General features: G+C 36.9%; 17 protein-coding genes. 1 reads left to right on the top strand and 16 read right to left on the bottom strand.

From position 1 onward, the window contains the following. Window positions 1-26: 26 nt before the first annotated feature. The 15 genes from ACQ334_RS22195 to ACQ334_RS22125 all read right to left on the bottom strand — a co-directional run bounded on the left by ACQ334_RS22195 (window position 27) and on the right by ACQ334_RS22125 (window position 17,367). Entirely contained in the window at window positions 27-1,097 is a 1,071-nt protein-coding gene (locus tag ACQ334_RS22195; protein WP_430990472.1) for a glycosyltransferase, read from the bottom strand. A gap of 49 nt (window positions 1,098-1,146) precedes the next feature. After that, window positions 1,147-2,382 (bottom strand): glycosyltransferase, encoded by a 1,236-nt coding sequence (locus tag ACQ334_RS22190; RefSeq protein ID WP_430990471.1) that lies wholly within the window; start codon window positions 2,380-2,382, stop codon window positions 1,147-1,149. A gap of 12 nt (window positions 2,383-2,394) precedes the next feature. Next, a complete protein-coding gene (locus tag ACQ334_RS22185; RefSeq protein ID WP_430990470.1) occupies window positions 2,395-3,369 on the bottom strand; it encodes an NAD-dependent epimerase/dehydratase family protein in 975 nt (324 codons plus the stop codon). A 96-nt stretch (window positions 3,370-3,465) separates the two neighbouring features. Next, complete coding sequence (locus ACQ334_RS22180; RefSeq protein ID WP_430990469.1) at window positions 3,466-4,056, bottom strand: acyltransferase; 591 nt, start codon at window positions 4,054-4,056, stop codon at window positions 3,466-3,468. A gap of 65 nt (window positions 4,057-4,121) precedes the next feature. Beyond that, window positions 4,122-5,438: a glycosyltransferase gene (locus ACQ334_RS22175; RefSeq protein ID WP_430990468.1), complete on the bottom strand. Its 1,317-nt coding sequence runs from the start codon at window positions 5,436-5,438 to the stop codon at window positions 4,122-4,124. Next, a complete protein-coding gene (locus ACQ334_RS22170; RefSeq protein WP_430990467.1) occupies window positions 5,425-6,774 on the bottom strand; it encodes a hypothetical protein in 1,350 nt (449 codons plus the stop codon). Before ACQ334_RS22170 ends, ACQ334_RS22175 begins: the two co-directional genes overlap by 14 nt. Window positions 6,775-6,814: 40 nt before the next feature. Continuing rightward, window positions 6,815-8,047 carry a glycosyltransferase gene (locus ACQ334_RS22165; protein WP_430990466.1) on the bottom strand — a complete coding sequence of 411 codons (1,233 nt, stop codon included), beginning with the start codon at window positions 8,045-8,047 and terminating at the stop codon, window positions 6,815-6,817. 24 nt (window positions 8,048-8,071) lie between these two features. Further along, complete coding sequence (locus ACQ334_RS22160; protein WP_430990465.1) at window positions 8,072-8,944, bottom strand: hypothetical protein; 873 nt, start codon at window positions 8,942-8,944, stop codon at window positions 8,072-8,074. Window positions 8,945-8,955: 11 nt separating this feature from the next. Further along, entirely contained in the window at window positions 8,956-10,437 is a 1,482-nt protein-coding gene (locus ACQ334_RS22155) for a lipopolysaccharide biosynthesis protein (protein WP_430990464.1), read from the bottom strand. A 62-nt stretch (window positions 10,438-10,499) separates the two neighbouring features. Then, window positions 10,500-11,579 (bottom strand): GDP-mannose 4,6-dehydratase, encoded by a 1,080-nt coding sequence (gmd, locus tag ACQ334_RS22150; protein ID WP_430990463.1) that lies wholly within the window; start codon window positions 11,577-11,579, stop codon window positions 10,500-10,502. A 29-nt stretch (window positions 11,580-11,608) separates the two neighbouring features. Next, on the bottom strand, window positions 11,609-12,556 hold the full coding sequence (fcl, locus tag ACQ334_RS22145; RefSeq protein WP_430990462.1) for a GDP-L-fucose synthase: 948 nt from the start codon (window positions 12,554-12,556) through the stop codon (window positions 11,609-11,611). After that, window positions 12,553-13,083, bottom strand: a complete 531-nt coding sequence (locus ACQ334_RS22140) for a transcription termination/antitermination NusG family protein (RefSeq protein ID WP_430990461.1) — start codon at window positions 13,081-13,083, stop codon at window positions 12,553-12,555. The genes fcl and ACQ334_RS22140 overlap by 4 nt, the downstream gene beginning before the upstream one ends. Window positions 13,084-13,297: 214 nt before the next feature. Beyond that, window positions 13,298-15,631, bottom strand: a complete 2,334-nt coding sequence (locus ACQ334_RS22135; protein WP_430990460.1) for a GumC family protein — start codon at window positions 15,629-15,631, stop codon at window positions 13,298-13,300. Window positions 15,632-15,651: 20 nt separating this feature from the next. Further along, window positions 15,652-16,389, bottom strand: coding sequence for a polysaccharide biosynthesis/export family protein (locus tag ACQ334_RS22130; RefSeq protein WP_430990459.1), 738 nt, complete (start codon window positions 16,387-16,389; stop codon window positions 15,652-15,654). A 354-nt stretch (window positions 16,390-16,743) separates the two neighbouring features. After that, window positions 16,744-17,367 carry a hypothetical protein gene (locus ACQ334_RS22125; protein ID WP_430990458.1) on the bottom strand — a complete coding sequence of 208 codons (624 nt, stop codon included), beginning with the start codon at window positions 17,365-17,367 and terminating at the stop codon, window positions 16,744-16,746. A 153-nt stretch (window positions 17,368-17,520) separates the two neighbouring features. Between ACQ334_RS22125 and ACQ334_RS22120 the strand changes: the two genes are divergently transcribed. Beyond that, window positions 17,521-18,870 (top strand): M20/M25/M40 family metallo-hydrolase, encoded by a 1,350-nt coding sequence (locus ACQ334_RS22120; protein WP_430990457.1) that lies wholly within the window; start codon window positions 17,521-17,523, stop codon window positions 18,868-18,870. A gap of 78 nt (window positions 18,871-18,948) precedes the next feature. Here ACQ334_RS22120 and ACQ334_RS22115 read toward each other — a convergent pair whose 3' ends face one another. Then, window positions 18,949-19,398 (bottom strand): hypothetical protein, encoded by a 450-nt coding sequence (locus ACQ334_RS22115; RefSeq protein ID WP_430990456.1) that lies wholly within the window; start codon window positions 19,396-19,398, stop codon window positions 18,949-18,951. Between the last annotated feature and the right edge of the window lie 125 nt (window positions 19,399-19,523).

Raw genomic sequence — 19,523 nt, 5'->3', positions numbered from 1 at the left:
TCTGATTGGGCATTGTATTAATACTGCTAAATCTTTTTCAAATACTCCAGTACTTTATCTACTATTTTAGCTGCTGTAAATTTTTCTGCCAGCACCAGGTTATTATCCCTCATCTTTTGTTGCAGGTTTTTATCCTTCATCAGGTTGGCAATTTGCTTAGCCAGCTGTGCAGGATTTTTTTTCTCTACCCACAAACAATTTTCATATTCCTTAAAATAATCTGTAGCCGCCCTTATATTGGTGGTGATCACAGGCCGCCCTGCGCCTACTGCCTGAAAAACTGCCATTGGAAAACCTTCCGAATGATAGGTTGGAAGAATAGACATCTCACAATTAGCATAATAATACCTTGTTTCACTTTCAGGAATATGCCCTAGTGTTTTAATGTTTTCTTCTAACCCATAAGTTTTAATCAATCCCTGTACTTCATCAAACAAAGGCCCGTTTCCTAAACAAACTAACCTGAAATCAAGTGATTCTTTTTTAAGTAACCGGCATGCTTCTACCAGGTCAATTATGCCTTTTTCATACATAAACCGGCCAACAAAAAGTAACACGCTTGTTGATTCAGCAACACCGATCGTCTTTTTAAATTCAGGATCGGGTGCGTATAAACTTTTATCAATCACATTAGCAGTAACCTGAACTTTTTCAGGGGCCAATCCAATACTTAAAAAATTATACTTTTCTTCTTCAGATAACAACAGAAAAAGATCCGTCTTACGAAACAGGTATTTCTTTAACAGGTTTGTTTTTGAAAACAAGATCTCGTTTTGAGAACCGTGAATTTTTAAAACTATTTTACCTTTTATATTACCTCGTTTTAAAATAAAAACGGTAATCGCATCCCTGATCACTGTTTTAAAATCGAGCCCTGTATTCAAATAAATAAAATCACTCTGTTGTGCTGCCGCCTGTTTTTTTATTTCAACTGCATTTTTTATAATGAGTTTAAAACTGTTGATCAATCCGTTTACCGATCCCCAGTTGCCATACGTACATACTATTGTTTGAAAACCACGGTTTTGAAATTCAACTATTTCAGATTGTGCAATTTCCTTATGAGATGTACCGTGTATTCCAAATAATATTTTCATTACTTCATTTACTGTTTAAATTACAACACTTCAAATACAGCAACCTGCTTTACTTCTTTTGATTGGCTTTAATAAAGTCAGCCACTTCTTTAGATTTTTCAAGATACCCGAACTCACGTAAAGCAACGGCTCTTCCATTTTTTGCCACATTGAGCGATTGTTCGTAGTGGTCAAAAATGTAATCGATCTTTTTTGCTATCGCTGCCGGGTTATTAGGCTCCACAATAAAAAGCGTTTCATTATCGGTGAAATATTTATCTATATCTCCCACCCTCGTAGCAATAATTGGTTTTGCCGTCATGCAGTATTCACCCAATTTCCATGGAAACCCATGATTAGCAAACGGGCTGTTGGACCTGCATACAAACAAAGCATCTGCCATAGTATTATAGCATAACAATTCATCTGCATTTACAAATCCAACCATCTTCACTTTATCTTCTAAATTATACTTCTTAATATGATCCCTCACCCTGTCCATCAAAGTAACGTTGGCACTTTTGCCGGTCATTACAAACTCTGTATCAGGATATTTTTTTACCGTTTCTGCAAATGCTTCAATCAGGTAGAAGAGGCCGTCTTTTTCAGCAAACGATCCGCTATATACTAACAAGCGCTTGCCTTTAAATGCGGCTGTCATTTTTTCTTTCACTTTTTCAAAAGACTCCCTGTTCATACCCTTGTAAATTTCTTCAGAAACCAAAATGGGGTTTATCAGAATTTTACTTTCGGGTAAATACTTAAGGTAATGCTGTTTTAAAGCAGAAGAAATAACAATTAATCCCGAAGAAAATTTCGGCAATAACCATTCTGAAAGCTGCTGGCTTTTATGATTGAAAAAACCTGCAATGCCTTGAAAATCTTCATTCAAAGAAGCTTTTTCTACCAACCAGAAATAAATAGGTATCCTGAATATAGCGCAGGTGATGATAATTGGCGCATCACGAATGACGTCTACTATACCGCCCAGGATAACTGCATCCAGTTTTTTATGTTTATGCCTGCTTCGGATAAGCCTTGCCGTTTTAATAACCGCTAAAAAGTTATCGATAAACCGAAAACCTTTTTTTATGTCTTTGCTATCCTTTACAAAATAATAAGGTATGCCATCAAAATGCCCATACTTCTTTTTATTAGCAGACAGTTTTTCTCTTTTACGGCCATAAGGAATAACAAGAAAAGCATTCTCATTATTTTCTCTTAAACCCTGCATGAGCAAACTTACATGCACGCTATGTGCACCGCCAAACGGAAAGTCTACGGAATCTACTAACAACAAATTCATTGTACAGCTGGTTTATTTAACGGCTTTTGCTACCTGTGCAGAAATCCAGTTGTAAGTTTTGGTGATACCATCTTTTAAAGGTGCAGATGGAGCCCAGTTCAACTTTTCTTTAATTAATTTATTGTCAGAGTTTCTTCCTCTTACGCCTAATGGGCCAGGAATATTGCTGATGTTGATCTTTTTACCAGAGATACCTGCTACCATAGCAGCAAGATTATTGATAGAGATCATTTCATCAGAACCAATATTTACCGGTCCGCTGAAATCAGAATGTGTTAGTTTTAAAATACCTTCCACACATTCGTCGATGTATAAAAATGAACGGGTTTGTTTACCATCACCCCATACTTCAATAGTACCGCCGTCCTGTGCTTCTGCAACTTTTCTGCAAAGAGCAGCCGGTGATTTTTCTTTACCGCCTCTCCAGGTACCTTCTGGCCCAAAAATATTATGGAACCTTCCCACACGGGCTTCAATACCATGGTTACGCTGGTAAGCTAAATACAAACGTTCGCTGAATAATTTTTCCCAGCCATATTCACTATCAGGATTTGCTGGATACGCTGATTCTTCGCTGCATTTTGGATTATCAGGATCTAGTTGGTTATGTTCCGGATACATACATGCTGATGAAGAATAGAAAACTCTTTTTACACCAGCTTTATGCATTGCATCAAGGATATTTAAATTAATGGTTGCAGAGTTATGCATTACATTAGCATCGTTATCACCGGTGAAGATATATCCTGCACCACCCATATCTGCAGCTAACTGGTACACTTCGTCTATACCACCTTGCATAACCAATTTACAAAGACCGGCGTCAGTTAAGTCGCCAATAATAAATTCATCGGCGGCTGTTTGTGAAAATTCCGGGTGTTTTAAATCCACACCACGAACCCAAAAACCGTCTTCTTTTAATTTTCTTACCAGGTGGCTGCCTATAAAACCACCAGCGCCGCATACTAATGCAATTTTCTTTTTCATAATCTAATTTTAAGTATAAAGTTTTACTGTTTTATTTTTATTACAATCAATATTATTGCTTGTAAATAAACTTACTGTTAAGTTGCCGTATAGTTTTTATACCGGCAATTTGGCTATTTCTTTACAAGGGCTTCCTGCTGCCACCACATTTGCAGGAATACTTTTAGTTACTAAACTATTAGCGCCTATCACAGTATTCTCCCCTATTTCCACACCCTTTAAAACCACCACATTAATACCCAGCCATACATTATCACCAATGATCACCGGTTTGGCTTCTCCTACTCTTGTATCACCCGGATGCCAATCAGAATCTGTAATTAAAGTATTGGCACCACAACGAACATTTTTACCAATTTTAATAGAACTGAATGCACCTATTACCGTACCACTAAAGCCGGCATTATCTCCTATTTCAAGTTGCGCCACTTCTGTAAGTGTGGATACCATACAAGGCCTGTCTACCCCTATAAGATTAGAATTAGGCCTTGACAGAAATTCGCAATTATCGCCAATTGTAATAGATGATTTCGGATATCTTTTAAAATAACATTTACCATCAAACCTGGTGTTGCTTCCTATCTTTACACCCCACCACCATGCAGACAATAGATTGCGCTTTCCAAAAAGAAAATGAATTCTCCGGAAAATGGTATCTGTTGTATGAGATAAATTCCTAAATTTCATCCTATGTTAAAATCGGTGGTATAACGACTTAATATTAAAAAATATTGTTGCACTACTTGCTAAATTCAATTCAGCAGGAAGCATTTTCTAAACTCTTCTCTTATTACTACACTATCTTCCCGCTCTACTGCAATTTGTTGAGCCGTAGTTGCTAACTGCTTTCTCAACTCAGTATTGTTGTATAGCTTATTGATGGCATTAATAAGAGTATTCTTATTTTTTTCGGATACAACATAGCCCCATTTGTCTTTAACTGCATATTTTGTTACTGCCGTTTGTGGGTCTCCGTAAACCAATATCGGAGTACCCGAAATCATGTATTCGCTTACTTTAGTAGGAAACGAATACTTTAAGAATTTGATACTTTCCGCATCAAAATCCTGTGGAAGCAATAACAAGTCAACACCTGCAAACTTAGCCGGCAACGCTGCATAATCAATGGGTTTCATCCATCTTACGTTTTCTTTAATTGCAACCAGTTTGTTCAAAGTTTCTGTATCCGGCGTTTGAATTTCAAATACAATGCTTTTATTAGTTGCTGCAATTTCATTTACCGCCCCGGCAATATCTGCAACAGAAGTTCCTATTCCACCACCAATACGTCCGGCATACAGTATGGTGAATTTATCTTTTACAGTATAGTCTTTAGCTACTGTGGGTTTCCAGTAATTAATATCGATAGGGTTATGGAAAGGAATAAAATCTTTACCATACCTTAACTTATATTCATCACTCATGGCCTCGCAAATACTCATCAGGATGGTCGATTTATCCAATAACTTTCTGAATTCTTTATCAATTACATTTTGCCAATAGTTATAGAAGATGCCGGGTTTGTTTATCGTAAGCGGCCAATCGTCCATGATATGTATGGCAATTGGTTTTTTTGTTTTTACCTGCAGGTCATCCACAAAGCGTATCAACTCCAGTGATGCTAATTGCGTATAAATAATATCAGGCTGATACTCACTTATCCATTGCTCAAACTCCGGCGTTACTTTTAATTTATAAAAAAAATTGTACAGGCCAAAAAAGTGCAGCAGTGCAAAAAGTACTTTATATATCGATTGATGATTACCACTTTTTAATTTTTCGGGTGCCGGTGCTGCTGTTGTGGTATGCTCTTTTTTTACAACAGGAATAATACCGCAATGGATCTTTGGTAAAATAATATTTAATGGAAAGGGATGCAGTTTATTATTGTACCCTAACTGGTAATACATTTCACAAACGGAATCATCCAGCCCCTTAAGCAGGTTATCGTTTGAAGCTACTGCCAGCCTGTCTTTTGGCCAGCCTTTAAACAAATTGGATATGGTTACACCGCCGCCGCTTCGTTTATTAAAAGATTGCCCTATGATTAATATTTTAGGATACTGCATTTCTTAATTTCTTTTTGCCACTAGGTGGCTTTACATCGCTTAAATATTTTGTAATATCCTCGTCGGACATGTTCCTTATTTTTTTGGAATAACAAATACCTACAGAGAGCCAAACCCATATATAGAATAACCCGAAACCTGTAACAATTGTAGGATAGGTATACACCATGGCCAGCAGAATATATAAAGCCCCCGCCTTACTGAGAATATTGGAGGATCGGAAAAACCCAAGAAATATTGCCGGTAAAAAAATAAGACAGAATAATATGATATGCACCAGTCCGCCTTTGAGTATGATCTGCAGGTAGCCTGTTTCTATGATATCTCTTTTCATTGAAAGATCATTAGGGTCGAGGATAACAGGGCAATAATATTTACCATTAATACCTTTCCCAAACAACCATTCATTTTGAGTAAGGTCTTCTTTCATATATTTTTCCATAATACTCCTGGTATCTTCATCGCCACGAGACATTAAGAAATCGAACATACTGGGCAATTTTACGTTGGAGACAAAAACACTACCAACAAAAATAAAAATAACTGAAAGCGTTATTACTAAAACCGTTCTTTTAGTATGTACCAGGTAAATCATTCCTGCGCCTGCCAGTGAGGTCAGGCACAAAAACATTGCTCCCCTTCTTGCCCTGAATATTAAAAAGTAAAGGCCAATGAACATTACTGCAAAAGCCAGTCTTTTTATTTTTTTAGGATGATATAAAAAAGTAAGTAAAATAAAACCTGAAGGAAATGCCAGTACCCCAAAAAAGTTTTCAATATAAGACAAAGCTATCAGGCTCTTCCAATTAGAGTCGTGCACAATATTGAAATACACAATGATGTATACGAAAAATAAAATGCCAAAAATAGCAACAACTTTAAATGCTTTTTTATATACCGCAATACTTCTTGGAAATAACATTACCAGGGGGGTTAAATAGCCCATCATACCCATCCCCGGATCAAACATCACTTTTTTTGCAATATCGTAAGTATAGTTAGGGTCACGTATTACTATTGTAACAGAATAAATAATAAAAATAATAAAAACAACTTCCAGGTATTTGTTATCAAACTTAAATTTTACCAGGTTTATCCATGCAAAAATGATCATTGCTAATGCAATTGCCTGAAAACCCTGGCATGCTGCAGGGCTTAGTACCGGGTTATTGGTAACAGCAGTAAGATAACTGAGACAGTTAATAATAAAAGCGGCAAAGAAAAGATTTACACTTGATTGTTGTTTTTTAGATAACACAAATTCATTGCTCACATTTCTGCTGCTTTTAGTTTGCCGGTACAAAGCGGCCCTGTTCATATTTACCTGTATACTCAAAATGATCTATTGTTTACCCGGCGTAATCTTTAGTTTTTAATTAGTTATTATTTTGTTTGATATAGTCAAATAGTTCACTATGCTTTTTCATAATTACTGCAGGTTCAAAATCGGGCAGCATATAACCCCTTAATTTATTTTGCAGGCAGTATTTTACACCGTCAGCAATATCGGCCGAATCTTTATACTTTGCCAGGTACCCGTTTTCTTTATGCCTGATCATATCGGGAATGCCACCAACATTAAATCCAACAACCGGTGTGCCGCAGCATAAACTTTCCTGAACAGTTGTGGGTTGATTATCGGCCATTGAAGGCACGATAAATACATCAGCTGCATTATATACCAGCATAGTAGAATATTCATCGCCCAGGTACCCCATAAATTTTATTTTAAAAGGAATACTATCTGCTATTTCTTTACTGTAACCACTTCCAAAAATAACTACCGATATATTTTTATACGATGCATCCTGCTTTAAAATTTCCAGCGCCTTTTGTAAATAGGGCCAGCCTTTATAAGGACTGCTTACTGATACTGCTCCAAATGCAATTACTGTTTCGTTAGTATCAATATTTAATATTTGTTTTGCTGTTACTTTATCAAAAGGTTTAAACAAAGTATTATCAAGTGCATTGGGTATGTAAAACACTGGTTTGTTTTTTGTAAGCAAGGCTTCTTTAGCACAATTGTACAACCACTGGCTGGGCGACACAAAGTATAAATTGCTAAAACCGGAATACAGTTTCATCTTCTTTTTAAATTCCACTACAGACAAATCGTTTTCTTTATTGCCCATAAACATCTGGCAATTATGGCAACCGGTTTTATATTTATCGCATGTAAAGCTGTAATGGCAACCGCCCGAAATATTCCACATATCATGCATCACAATAATTACCGGCTTACCCAGTGCAGCTACTTTTGTAAAGGATTTAAAATTCATAAACCCATTTAATACCCAGTGTATATAAATAATATCTGCTTCTTGTATTTCGGGCAAATGCGTAACATCGCTACCCAGCAATGGATAAGAAAATAAGCCAAATTCCTTATTCATTTTTTTCAAAAAGAATTTTCTTATTTTTTGATCAAGCCTCGAAATGAAACGCCCTTTTTTTCCCAGGTAACTTACGTTGGGAATACTTGCTGATCCAATTTCAAGTGATACGATCTTTGATGACACATTATTTTTCACAAAAGCATTCTGAAGCCTTAACGCAGAACGTGCGGCAGACTCCATTGAATATTGTATTTGCACAACTTTTGTCATCTTCAAAATTTCTCCTAGTATTTTTTATTTACCTAGTATTAAATAAATAAAATCTCTCCAGAAGCTGGTATTCTTTAAATTAACGTAATGCCTTGCCCATATGGCAGGGTTTTTAGTTTTAGTATATTTTAAACTGTGCATGTCATCAACCTGTATAAAAATTTCTTCCTGCTTAAAATATTGCTGCGGATTAAAATAATTATTTAACACTGCAAACGATGTTTGCTCAGTTCTATGGTCGGGATGTAAAGACAGGTACTTGCACAATTCGTTCCACTGTGGAAATTCTGCAAATTTTCCTCCAGCATAAATCAACCCGGCATTTAATGGTGCATGGTTAAGAATATGCTTTTGGTTTACTGCATTAAGTAATGGTTCGCTATAATGATAGCCTACATCCTGGCACATTTTTACTACCGACCTGCTTTGTAAATCTTCCAGTACCGGTGAAGAAAACCATAGAATATCGGTATCAGAATACAGTATGGTATATTTTTCGGCGCAATAACATATGCCAACAAATTTTTTACCCCATATATCTTTTGCAGCATAGTCGTTTAAATCAGTTTTGCCTTTTGCTTTAAAGTATTCACCACAAAATTCCCAGGTAAAAATTTCTAATTGTTGTGGCCATTTAATCAGTTTTTTCTTAATTACATCCGCAGGTGTGCCGTCAGTAATAATTATTATTTCGGGTACCGTGTCCCAACTTTTATATACCGAAACCATTGATGCATTTAAATATTCAATGCCGGTTTTACCACAAAAGAAAACTAATTTAAAAGGTGATACAGGCCTGTTATCTTTTTTTATTTTACAAAACCGGGAAAGATTTAATTTACATACCAGGGCATAAAATTTGATATACAAACTGTTTTTTAAATTTTTAAAAGCCATACCTGAATCAGTTATTTTTTTATTTTTTTAACCACCATCATCCATGCTGCATTTACAAGAGATACCTCATCAATTTTAAATTTAAATGCCAGCCAGGCATAAGAAGCAACACCCAGCATTAATTCAAACCCTAACTTTAAAAATAGTGGTATGCTGATACCCGAAAAATGTAAAGCATAGTCTGTTGCCAGCACTACGCCGCTCATTATAGCGGTGATGAGTATGTATGGTTTTAGCCATTTAATTTCATCAAACCAGTTTACTTCCAATCTTTTTGACCCTATAACCAGGTAAGTAAGGTACTGCCCTGCACGGCTGATTAACGAAGCAAACACAACGTATAGTATGTCAAATTTAATTACGGCAAATATCAGGGCCATTTCAATAAGTGACGTGGCCACAAAAATCTTAAGCAACAATTTTGCTTTTCCTTGCGACAATAACAGCTCCCGCTGCACCGTAATAAATGGTTCAAATAATTTTACCACACAAAACAACTGAAGAAAAATTATCGAGCCTCTCCATTTTTCTGTAAATAGAAAAATGGTTACATCCTCAGCTTTTACCAGTAATAATATCAGTAAAGGAAAACTTACAAAAGCAATGATCTTATCTGTTTTTTTTACGGCGTCTCTCAGCCTTGCCGGCTCGTCCTGCAACTTTGCAAAAAGCGGCAACGACATTTTCAATACTACACTTTGAATGATGTTCACTATCAATTCAGGAAACTTGTTTCCCCTGTTAAATAAGCCTAATTGGGCTTTGGTATAAAACTTTCCTACAATAAAATTATTGAACTGCTGGTTCAGGAAGAAGAAGATACTACTGGCCAAAATATTCATCCCGTAGGGAATCATCGACTTTACAGAAGCAAATGAAAATTGCAACTGCGGGTACCAGGTAGCCTGAATCCAGAAAAATAATACATTGGTTACCTGGAAAGATAATCCTGAAAAAACAAGTGCCCAAACACCAAAACCATTGTAGGCTAAAAGTAGTCCGGTAGCGGCACTTACAATTGAACTGGCAATCTTAGCGTAGGATATTTTTTTCAGCTGCAGCTCTTTTATTAAAAGGGCTTGCTGGGTTTGGCCGAATGCGGTAATAAGTATACCTGTAGAAACAACCTGCAGTATTAATGTTAACTTGGGCTCGTTAAAAAATGCTGCAATAAATGGCGCCAACCCTATGAATATAACTGTAATGAATAGCCCAAGAAATATATTGATATAAAATATCGTGGTGATCTGGATATCTGTCAGATCTTTTTTCTGTACCAGGGTTTTTTCAAACCCTGCATCTGTAATAGCAGCCGATATAGCTGTAAAAATACCAGTTAGTGCTATCAAACCGTAATCGCCGGGGCCTAATAATCTTGCCAGAATTACCCCTACTATAAATTGAACAATCTGAGTAGAAAAGGTTTCAATTAAAGACCAGATAGAACCAGATAAGGCTTTTGATTTTAAATTCTCGGTATCAGTGGGTTGCAATTGTAATTATATTTTCCTTTTAATAAAAGTTATGCCGTCAATAATCACAGACTGCAGAATATTTATTTAAGTTTTTTATTGGCTGTAACTTTTTGCAGATCGCCTGCCACCATTTCCTTTACCAATCCTGCCAAATCATATTTTGGCTTCCATCCCAATTTTGCTTTTGCTTTAGCAGGGTCTCCAATAAGCAATTCCACTTCCGTAGGACGGAAATAAGCAGGATCAACTTCAACAACAACCTTGCCTACCGGTAACTGGTATTCCGGGTTGTTACATTTAGCCACAGTAGCTTTTTCTTCCACATCTTCTCCTGTAAAATTTAACTCAATGCCTACCTCACCAAATGCCAGTTTAACAAAATCTCTTACACTGGTGGTAATGCCGGTGGCAATTACAAAATCTTCCGGCTTTTCCTGTTGTAAGATCATCCACATAGCTTCAACATAATCTTTGGCATGCCCCCAATCTCTCTGTGCATTAAGGTTACCTAAATACAAAGTGTTTTGCAAGCCATGAGCTATAGCGGCAACCGCCATTGTAATTTTCCTGGTTACAAAGGTTTCGCCGCGTAGCGGGCTTTCGTGGTTAAACAAAATACCATTGCATGCATACATATCATATGCCTCACGATAGTTTACCACTATCCAGTAAGCATACAATTTAGCAACGGCATAAGGACTTCTTGGATAAAACGGGGTTGTTTCTCTTTGTGGCACTTCCTGTACCAATCCGTACAATTCAGATGTGGAAGCCTGGTAAATACGTGTTTTTTTCTCCATACCTAAAATACGTAATGCTTCCATTAAACGTAAGGTACCAATACCATCTGCGTTGGCAGTATATTCAGGTGTGTCAAAACTTACTTTAACATGGCTCATTGCCGCAAGATTATAAATCTCATCGGGCTGTGTTTCCTGGATAATGCGGATTAAGTTAGTGCTATCTGTCATATCACCATAATGCATGATAAACCTTTGTTTATTTTCATGCCTGTCCTGGTAAAGATGATCAATACGGTCGGTATTAATTAAAGACGAACGTCTTTTTATACCATGTACTTTATATCCTTTTTCTAAAAGTAATTCGGCCAGGTAAGCGCCGTCTTGTCCGGTTACACCAGTAATTAATGCAGTCTTCATTTCTTATTTTATTTGGAATATGCCTTTTATCAGGCTAACGAAGGTAATTGTTGTTTCGTTAAATAATCCTGGTAAGCTATTTTTAATCCTTGTTTCAGTAGCGTTGTATGTTGCCAGCCCAATGAATGTAGTTTAGAAACATCCAGTAATTTTCGTGGCGTACCATCCGGCCTGGTGGTATCAAAAACAAGATTGCCTTCATAACCTGTAGCCTCTTTAACCAATTCTGCTAATTCTTTAATACTGATATCTTCACCACAACCAATGTTTACAATTTCTTTTTCGTTGTAATTATTCATCAGGAATAAGCAGGCATCTGCCAGGTCATCTGCAAATAAAAACTCCCGCTTAGGCGTTCCTGTTCCCCATATGGCCACTTCTTTAAGGCCCAACATTTTTGCTTCGTGAAACCTGCGGATCAACGCAGGGAGTACATGGGAATTTTCAGGATGATAATTATCGTTTATGCCATACAGGTTAGTAGGCATTACACTTATATAATTAGCGCCATATTGATCCCTGTAACTTTCACATAATTTAATGCCGGCAATTTTTGCAATGGCATAAGGTTCGTTGGTATACTCTAATGAACCCGTTAAAAGGTATTCTTCTTTAATAGGCTGCGGTGCCATTTTTGGATAAATGCATGAGCTGCCTAAAAAAAGCAATTTGCTTACGTTGTTATTATAAGCAGCATGCACAATATTAGAAACTATCGAAAGGTTATCGTACAAAAAATCTGCCCTGTAAGTATTGTTGGCCATAATGCCTCCAACTTTTGCTGCGGCAAGAAAGACAAATTTTGGACTTTCTTTTTCAAAAAAAGCAGTTACCTCTGCCTGGTTGCGCAAATCCAGCTCTCCGGATGTTTTATATAGCAGGTTAGTGAAACCTCTTTGCTCTAATACCCGCACTATAGCAGAGCCTACCAGTCCCCGATGGCCTGCGATATAGATTTTGTCTCCCAAATTCATCATGACTGTGCGAATGTATAGTTTTGTAACATAGAACGTTCTTTGCCAAAAATGCTGTCTTCTTTCAGCCTGGCAATCATCGCATACCCTAACGAAGGAAGGTTGATCTTTATTGTTTTATTCTTCACAGCAAGGATATTCCCTTCCATCTCATAAGATGAGCGGTAAATATTTCTTTCAATAACATTACTGTTTACGGCAAGCTTCTCCAGGTCAATATTCTGGTAGTCGCTGGTAAATTCTTTAATAGCGTTAATTTCTGTTTCATTTATCACAGCGGGCTTACCCAGCCAGTGTAATAAGTTAATAACGCCATCAGTTTGCATCAATAATGCCGCCTGCTGTTCTGTAGTAAATACAAAAACATAAGATTTAAATAAGGGCCTGTACATTGCCTTATGCCTCCAGGATTTTTGTGCTTCTATACACACAAGAGGAATAAAATGCTCAACCTTCTTCTTTGTCAATAATGTGGCAACCTTTTTCTCGGATTGCGGTCTGGTGTAAAGGACGTACCAATTTTTCTGCATAACCATTTTTTTAAAATTAGAAATGTGCAGTTAATCGGATAATGGAGAGGATGGTTGGTCAGATAATTGGAACAGTTAGTTATTTACAGATAGTGGAGCAATCGTTAGTCTCGTTCATTCATTCAAGCAGGGCTTCGCCAATCTCAGTCACAGCTTAAAATGAATTGAGTTAGTTTGTTTTTCATACTTATTGGATAATTATTTGTTAGTTTGATTAGGATGCTTTTTTTGTTTTACTACCTCTTTCTTTATTGCCATACACATAATCATATCCGTAGCCGTAACTACTTTTAAACATCCCTTTTGTTTTAACACCGTTAAAAACAATTGCAGGATTATTTATTGGATTGATCTGGTTATTTTCATCAATGCGTTTTACCAGCATTTTTGGTGTGTAATTATGCCTGATCACATATAAGGTAGCATCACAAAGTTCGGATAAAATATAGGCATCTGTTACTAATACAATAGGCGATGTATCGATGATAACCATATCAAAATGGCTCTCCAAATAATCAATCAGCGATTTTATTTTACCTGCTGCCAAAAGCTCCGAAGGATTTTCGGGTAAACTACCGGCAGATATAAAATAAAGATTTTCGTGCTGGTCAATCTTATTGATGATCTCAGGTGCTGTTTTTTCTCCGGTTAAAAATTCAGTGGCTCCATCTTCAAAATTCACATCTAATATTTTCGACTGTGTTGGATTGTTTAAATCCAGGTCTACTAATACCACTTTTTTGCCTGTAAGCGATAAGCTTACTGCCAGGTTTGCGGCAACAAAACTTTTGCCTTCGCCTGATATGCTTGACGTAAGCAATATTTTTTTGTGTGAGCTATCAATACCTAAGAAAGATAAAGAGATCCTTAATTTTCTGAATTCCTCTGCTACAAAACTTCTTGTTCCCTTTTCGATAACGATTGGCTGAGTTGTTTTTTCGTAAGCAATTTCGCCAATGATCGGAATAGTGGTCATTTTTTCTATTTCATTCCTGTATTTGATCTTACCGGTTAAAAAATCTTTTCCGATAATGATGCCAACGAAAGCTCCCAATGCACCTATAATGGCTGCTATATAGATCATTTTAGGTTTTGGGCTTACCGGATCCTGCCCGGCAAACGCTTTATCTACAACCCTGCTGTTTGATAATGTTGACGCAAAAGAAAGTTCGCTCTCCTGCTTTTTTTGCAGCAATGATTGATACATAGCGCTTTTATTCTGATGCTCTCTGCTTATCACCAATAACTCACGTTCCTTTTGTGGCACCCTTCTCAGCATTGAATTATACTGGTCGCTGCTGGAATAAACGCTTTGCATAGATGCACTAAGATTAGCCTTTTGACTCTTGATGTTATCTAAAATACTTGGTTTTAGCTTACTGATCTCTTCCTGCAAAGCTAACATACGGGGATTATTAACACCTACCGTTTTACTTAGCTTATCATATTCCGATTCAGAATTATTTAACTTGGTTACTAAAGTAGTAAGTGTAGGATCATTAATGCCTAATGAAGACGGAACAAGACCACTGGTTCCGTCACTTGTTTTGTTGGTTACATACTTTTCCATCTGGTTAAGTACTGCAGATTGCGTACTTAATTCACCCAGTTTTTGTGCAGCCCCTGCAACGCCGTTTAAATATACTGTCCCCTGTTCACTTACATTAACCGCATCGCTACCAGATTTAAATTGTTGTATCTTTTTTTCAATAGAATCCAGGTCTTTACCCAGGTCTGCCAAACTCTCGTTTATAAAAGCCAATGTATTTCTCGACAATACATTTTTATCTTCAATTGATCTTTTTTCATAAAGATCAATCAGGTTATTTAAAACATTCACCGCTCTTTGTGGTATAGGATCTTTATAACTTAAACTTACAAGAGCAGAGTTGGTAGTAACCACAAGACCTCTCAGAATACCTACAGCCATTCCACTTGGATTTACCAATGCAAACGATAGTTGTTTAGAAGATTCAACCGAAGGCTGGTACCAGCGATTAGGCGAAAATTTAAGCAACCCGTATGGCGTACTTACAAACTGGTTTAGCGGATACCTGTCTTTGTTATTTAACAATACAGTTTGTGTAGCTTTATCATAAGCAAAATCAACATGCTGTACTTCCACCATAGAATCCGTATTACTGGCTTCTACTACTATAGGAGACAGCATATACGCATCACCGGATTTGATCTTTCCTTTCTGAGATAAAGGAGCATACAACAATAATTTTTTCACCACACTTTCCATCAATGCCCTTGATTGAATAACCTGTATCTCATTTTCAATATTCTTGCTGGAGGCGATAAGGTTCAGTTCGTCAGTTATTTTTGAATCAGCACTACCTCTTCTGTCATCTTTAATAATGATAGTGGCAGATGCAGCATACATAGGCGTGGCAAAATGCAGGTATATGTAAGCCGCAGTTAATGATAAAAGAACAAATAACAACAATAGAGGCCAGTAAGGCAAATAATGTGATGCTACCTTTTCAATTATATTAGAGTCCTTCTCTTCAATCTCAACATATTTTTGATCTTCTTTCCGCATTTAAGGTTCTTGTTATTCTTTTACTTTATTATTTTATCGAAAACTAAAAACAGAATTGAAATACTGCTGAAAATTAATGGAATTGCCTGCTGAGACCTTCCGTTAACTGCTACTTTAGTTTTATTAGGCTCCACGTATATCAGGTCGTTAGGTTTTAAGTAATAATATTCAGAGTTTAAAAAATCACTGGAATTAAGGTTGATGCGTCTTGTTTTTCTTACCCCATCTTCTTCTCTTACCAATAAAACGTTATCTCTCTTGCCATATATGGTCATGTCTCCGGCAAGCCCCAATGCTTTAACTAAAGTAATTTGCTCGCTGGGCACATTTATTACTGTTGGATGGCCAACTTCTCCCAGTACCGTTACTTCAAAATTAAGATACCGTATCTCTACCTGTGGGTCTACAAGCACCTGTTTATCTAAAATGATCTTGGTTATTTTCTCTTTAAGTTCTTTTTTTGTTAAACCCTCTGCTTTAATGCTGCCTAACATAGGTATTTCTATATTTCCCTCTTTACTAACCAGGTATCCTTTAGGCTCAGTTTTATTATAATCAGCAGAAGCATCCTTGCTACGGCTGGTAATTGCTATCTCTAAAAGATCATTTTTTTGAAATGGGGCGTCGATTGTTCCAAGCGTTTGTCTGTAAGTAGTATCCTTAGCATTTTGAAAATATGCTATTTTATTAGGCGTGGTACAGGATGCACAAAACATTAGACAAATAACAGAAGCGAACAACAGAAATCTAGTTCCCATATTGCGTGATTTTAGAGTTAATACTTACAAATATCGACCTGGGGGGACGTGGCTTTAGCACGAAATATTGAACGATAGTGGTTTTGGCACGGATGACGAATCTCAATTAAGGTAAGCTGATAGACTACTAGGTGGTCTGTTTCAGGTTGTAAATGTACTACAAAAAAAATAATATCAAAATAAAATTATTGTTATCAGCATATTTTTTATGTCACATTAAATAAAAACATAATACTATAGCTTGTTTATCAATTTTTATAGTTTATACTATTATTATACCACAATGTTCAAAAGGTAAATACCCGGATAATACGCTACAGTTCAAGACAGTAAAGATTTTCGGCTATTATTTAATTATTTGTAGAGGGTGCGTTTAAGCTCGTTGATGATATTGATACGTTCTTCATATTCGTTTCCATCTTCCAGGTACCAGGCTTTTCTCTCCTTTATAATTTTTGCAGGAGATCCCCCCACTAACAGATTTTTCCCTTCAATACTTTTATTTACAAAAGAGTTGGCGCTAATGGTAACACTATCACTAATATCAACATTGCCAGCTATAATTACCCCTGTGGAAATATAGGTATTATCACCCAAATTAACCTGTTGTTTTACATTAATACAGGTAGAAGTATGTAAAACACAATTGGCACCCACCTTTGCCAACCTGTTGATAACAATGGTGCCATAATGAGGAATAGTTAAACCCGGGCCAAAAACATTGGGCGGAATACTAAAGCCCAGCTTAAGACTGAGTTTATAAAGCCTGTATTTATAATAGTTGGCTTTTAATTTACCTGATATGCCGGAACTACAGTTAAGATGATATTCTGTTGCTCTCAAAAGAATCAGAAAATTTCCGATATGATCGGGGTTAAAAATACCTTTCAAACGGGTGGCTAACGTTTTCTTAGGTCTCCCCGAGATAATTCTATCGGCCTCTTTATAAAAATAATAATCTGTTTTATTTTGTATCATACAATCAATGCAGCTGGTTTAAACAGGCAGTTCCGTCATCTGTAAAACTCCTGGTATCAAATATACATTATTAGATTATGGCTTATAATCATTTGATAAAAAACTTAAACGCTTCTTTACCTTTAATTGTATTTTTAGTACACAATTTATTTTATGAAGCTATTTTCTTTTACGCTCCTTTTTCTTTTCAGTTCAACATTGCTTGCCCAAACAATTATTCAGAGAGATCCGGATATTGAACAAATGGTGAAAATGGTGTCCCCCGATTCGTTGCAATCTACTATTAAAACATTGGTGTCTTTTGGCACCAGGAACACCTTAAGCAACCAAACTAACCCGGTAAGGGGTATTGGCGCTGCCAGAAATTGGGTATTGCATAAATTTCAGGAAGCTGCAAAACAATCTGCAGGCAGGTTAACCTGTTTTATTGATACTACTACCCTGCCACCGGATGGTAAAAGAGTAGACAGGAAAATTATATTGGGCAATGTGGTAGCTATACTTAAAGGCACCGACCCTGAGGATAAACGTATATTTTTAATCAGCGGCCACCTGGATAATATGCGTAGCAGCCCTACGGATAGTATTGGTGATGCACCGGGTGCTAATGATGATGGCAGTGGTACAGCTGCAGTTATTGAATGTGCAAGGATAATGAGCAGGTACGCTTTTCCGGCTACTGTAATTTTTGTAGCTGTAAGTGGCGAAGAGCAAGGGTTACTGGGTGCAAATTTTATGAGTGAAAAAGCCAAACGGGAGAACTGGAATATTGAAGCTGTTTTAAACAACGATATCATGGGCAGCAACAACAGCAACGAAACAAATATTACCGACAACACCAGGATAAGGGTATTCAGCGAAGGGCTTCCTGCATTTGAAACAGAAAAGAATGCCATTAATATAAGAACGCTTGGATTGGAAAATGATGGCAAATCCCGCCAATTGGCCCGCTATGTAAAAGAAGTTGGAGAGCGATATGTAGACAACCTGCAGGCGGTGATGATCTATCGCAACGACCGCTTTTTACGGGGTGGCGATCATACCCCTTATGTACAACGTGGGTTTGCCGCTGTGAGGATTACCGAGATGAACGAAAATTATACCCGGCAACATCAGAACATACGAACAGAAAATAATATTGCTTATGGTGACCTGGAAGAGCATATTGATTATGAGTACCTGAGAAAGAACACCGCTATGAATCTTGCCAATCTTGCCAATCTTGCAAAAGCACCATCAATGCCCGACTCAGTAAAAATGGATGTGAAAAAGCTTGGCAACTCTACCTATCTTTTTTGGAACAAGCCACAGGTTGGTAAAGTAAAAGGCTACTATATTTTAGTAAGAGAAACTACCAGTGCTGTGTGGCAAAAGAAAATATTTACTGCCGAAACAACTATAAAATTACCCTACAGCAAAGACAATTATTTTTTTGCCGTACAAACTGTAAATGAAAGCGGCAACGAAAGCCTGCCGGTAGTGCCTGCTGTATCTAACCGGTAAATTCTGCAATAAATTGTCGATATAAAAAGATAAGACCCCCGTAATACGGAGGTCTTAATAGCCCAAAACCCTAACAAACTATTTTTTAGTTTTATTTTCTACAACAACATCACCGTTGCTGCTGCATTTAAATCTTACAACTTGTTTACTGTTTTCTGCAGTGATGTAATAACTGGTTTGTCCATCAAATGTCAACTCTGTTGCAGTTTTAGCAAGGGTATAATCATCATACTTACTTGCAAGCGACAAAGAAACATTCAGCGGCAGCTGTGCACTTGTAATTACACGGGAAGTGCCCACCAGTTCGCCATTTTCGTTGTAAGCAGCAGATACTGCTTTTGAATTCAATTCGAAATAGGCAAAGTAAAAGCTCTCGCTTTTTTCCCAGTTAACATTTACTGCACCGGTAAAATTTTTTTCAAATGCTGCTTTTACCTGTTGAGATACTTTTTCAGGACCACTTGTGGCAAATGAGCTTGTTGCAAGCAGCAATGCTGCGGCAGCAAAAATTGTTCTTAACTTTTTCATAACTATACTTTTTTTTGGTTTAAATAAACTGCCTTCATGGCTGGCAGTGGTTAATGATAAAACAAAAGTAATTAGCCTCTGTTGCTTATTAAAGTACTTCTTTACCAATAACGTTAAACAATGTT

The sequence above is a fragment of the Ferruginibacter sp. SUN106 genome (assembly GCF_050611765.1).
In the GTDB taxonomy this organism is placed as follows: domain Bacteria; phylum Bacteroidota; class Bacteroidia; order Chitinophagales; family Chitinophagaceae; genus Ferruginibacter.
Note: the sequence above shows the minus strand (reverse complement) of the source record. Positions and strands in the feature narration are given on the sequence as shown.

What these genes read in the sequence shown, in the direction of transcription:
- ACQ334_RS22195 (WP_430990472.1), bottom strand. Translation starts at nt 1,097, where the DNA reads ATGAAAATATTATTTGGAATACACGGTACATCTCATAAGGAAATTGCA.
- ACQ334_RS22190 (WP_430990471.1), bottom strand. Translation starts at nt 2,382, where the DNA reads ATGAATTTGTTGTTAGTAGATTCCGTAGACTTTCCGTTTGGCGGTGCA.
- ACQ334_RS22185 (WP_430990470.1), bottom strand. Translation starts at nt 3,369, where the DNA reads ATGAAAAAGAAAATTGCATTAGTATGCGGCGCTGGTGGTTTTATAGGC.
- ACQ334_RS22180 (WP_430990469.1), bottom strand. Translation starts at nt 4,056, where the DNA reads ATGAAATTTAGGAATTTATCTCATACAACAGATACCATTTTCCGGAGA.
- ACQ334_RS22175 (WP_430990468.1), bottom strand. Translation starts at nt 5,438, where the DNA reads ATGCAGTATCCTAAAATATTAATCATAGGGCAATCTTTTAATAAACGA.
- ACQ334_RS22165 (WP_430990466.1), bottom strand. Translation starts at nt 8,047, where the DNA reads ATGACAAAAGTTGTGCAAATACAATATTCAATGGAGTCTGCCGCACGT.
- ACQ334_RS22160 (WP_430990465.1), bottom strand. Translation starts at nt 8,944, where the DNA reads ATGGCTTTTAAAAATTTAAAAAACAGTTTGTATATCAAATTTTATGCC.
- gmd (WP_430990463.1), bottom strand. Translation starts at nt 11,579, where the DNA reads ATGAAGACTGCATTAATTACTGGTGTAACCGGACAAGACGGCGCTTAC.
- fcl (WP_430990462.1), bottom strand. Translation starts at nt 12,556, where the DNA reads ATGATGAATTTGGGAGACAAAATCTATATCGCAGGCCATCGGGGACTG.
- ACQ334_RS22140 (WP_430990461.1), bottom strand. Translation starts at nt 13,083, where the DNA reads ATGCAGAAAAATTGGTACGTCCTTTACACCAGACCGCAATCCGAGAAA.
- ACQ334_RS22135 (WP_430990460.1), bottom strand. Translation starts at nt 15,631, where the DNA reads ATGCGGAAAGAAGATCAAAAATATGTTGAGATTGAAGAGAAGGACTCT.
- ACQ334_RS22130 (WP_430990459.1), bottom strand. Translation starts at nt 16,389, where the DNA reads ATGGGAACTAGATTTCTGTTGTTCGCTTCTGTTATTTGTCTAATGTTT.
- ACQ334_RS22125 (WP_430990458.1), bottom strand. Translation starts at nt 17,367, where the DNA reads ATGATACAAAATAAAACAGATTATTATTTTTATAAAGAGGCCGATAGA.
- ACQ334_RS22120 (WP_430990457.1), top strand. Translation starts at nt 17,521, where the DNA reads ATGAAGCTATTTTCTTTTACGCTCCTTTTTCTTTTCAGTTCAACATTG.
- ACQ334_RS22115 (WP_430990456.1), bottom strand. Translation starts at nt 19,398, where the DNA reads ATGAAAAAGTTAAGAACAATTTTTGCTGCCGCAGCATTGCTGCTTGCA.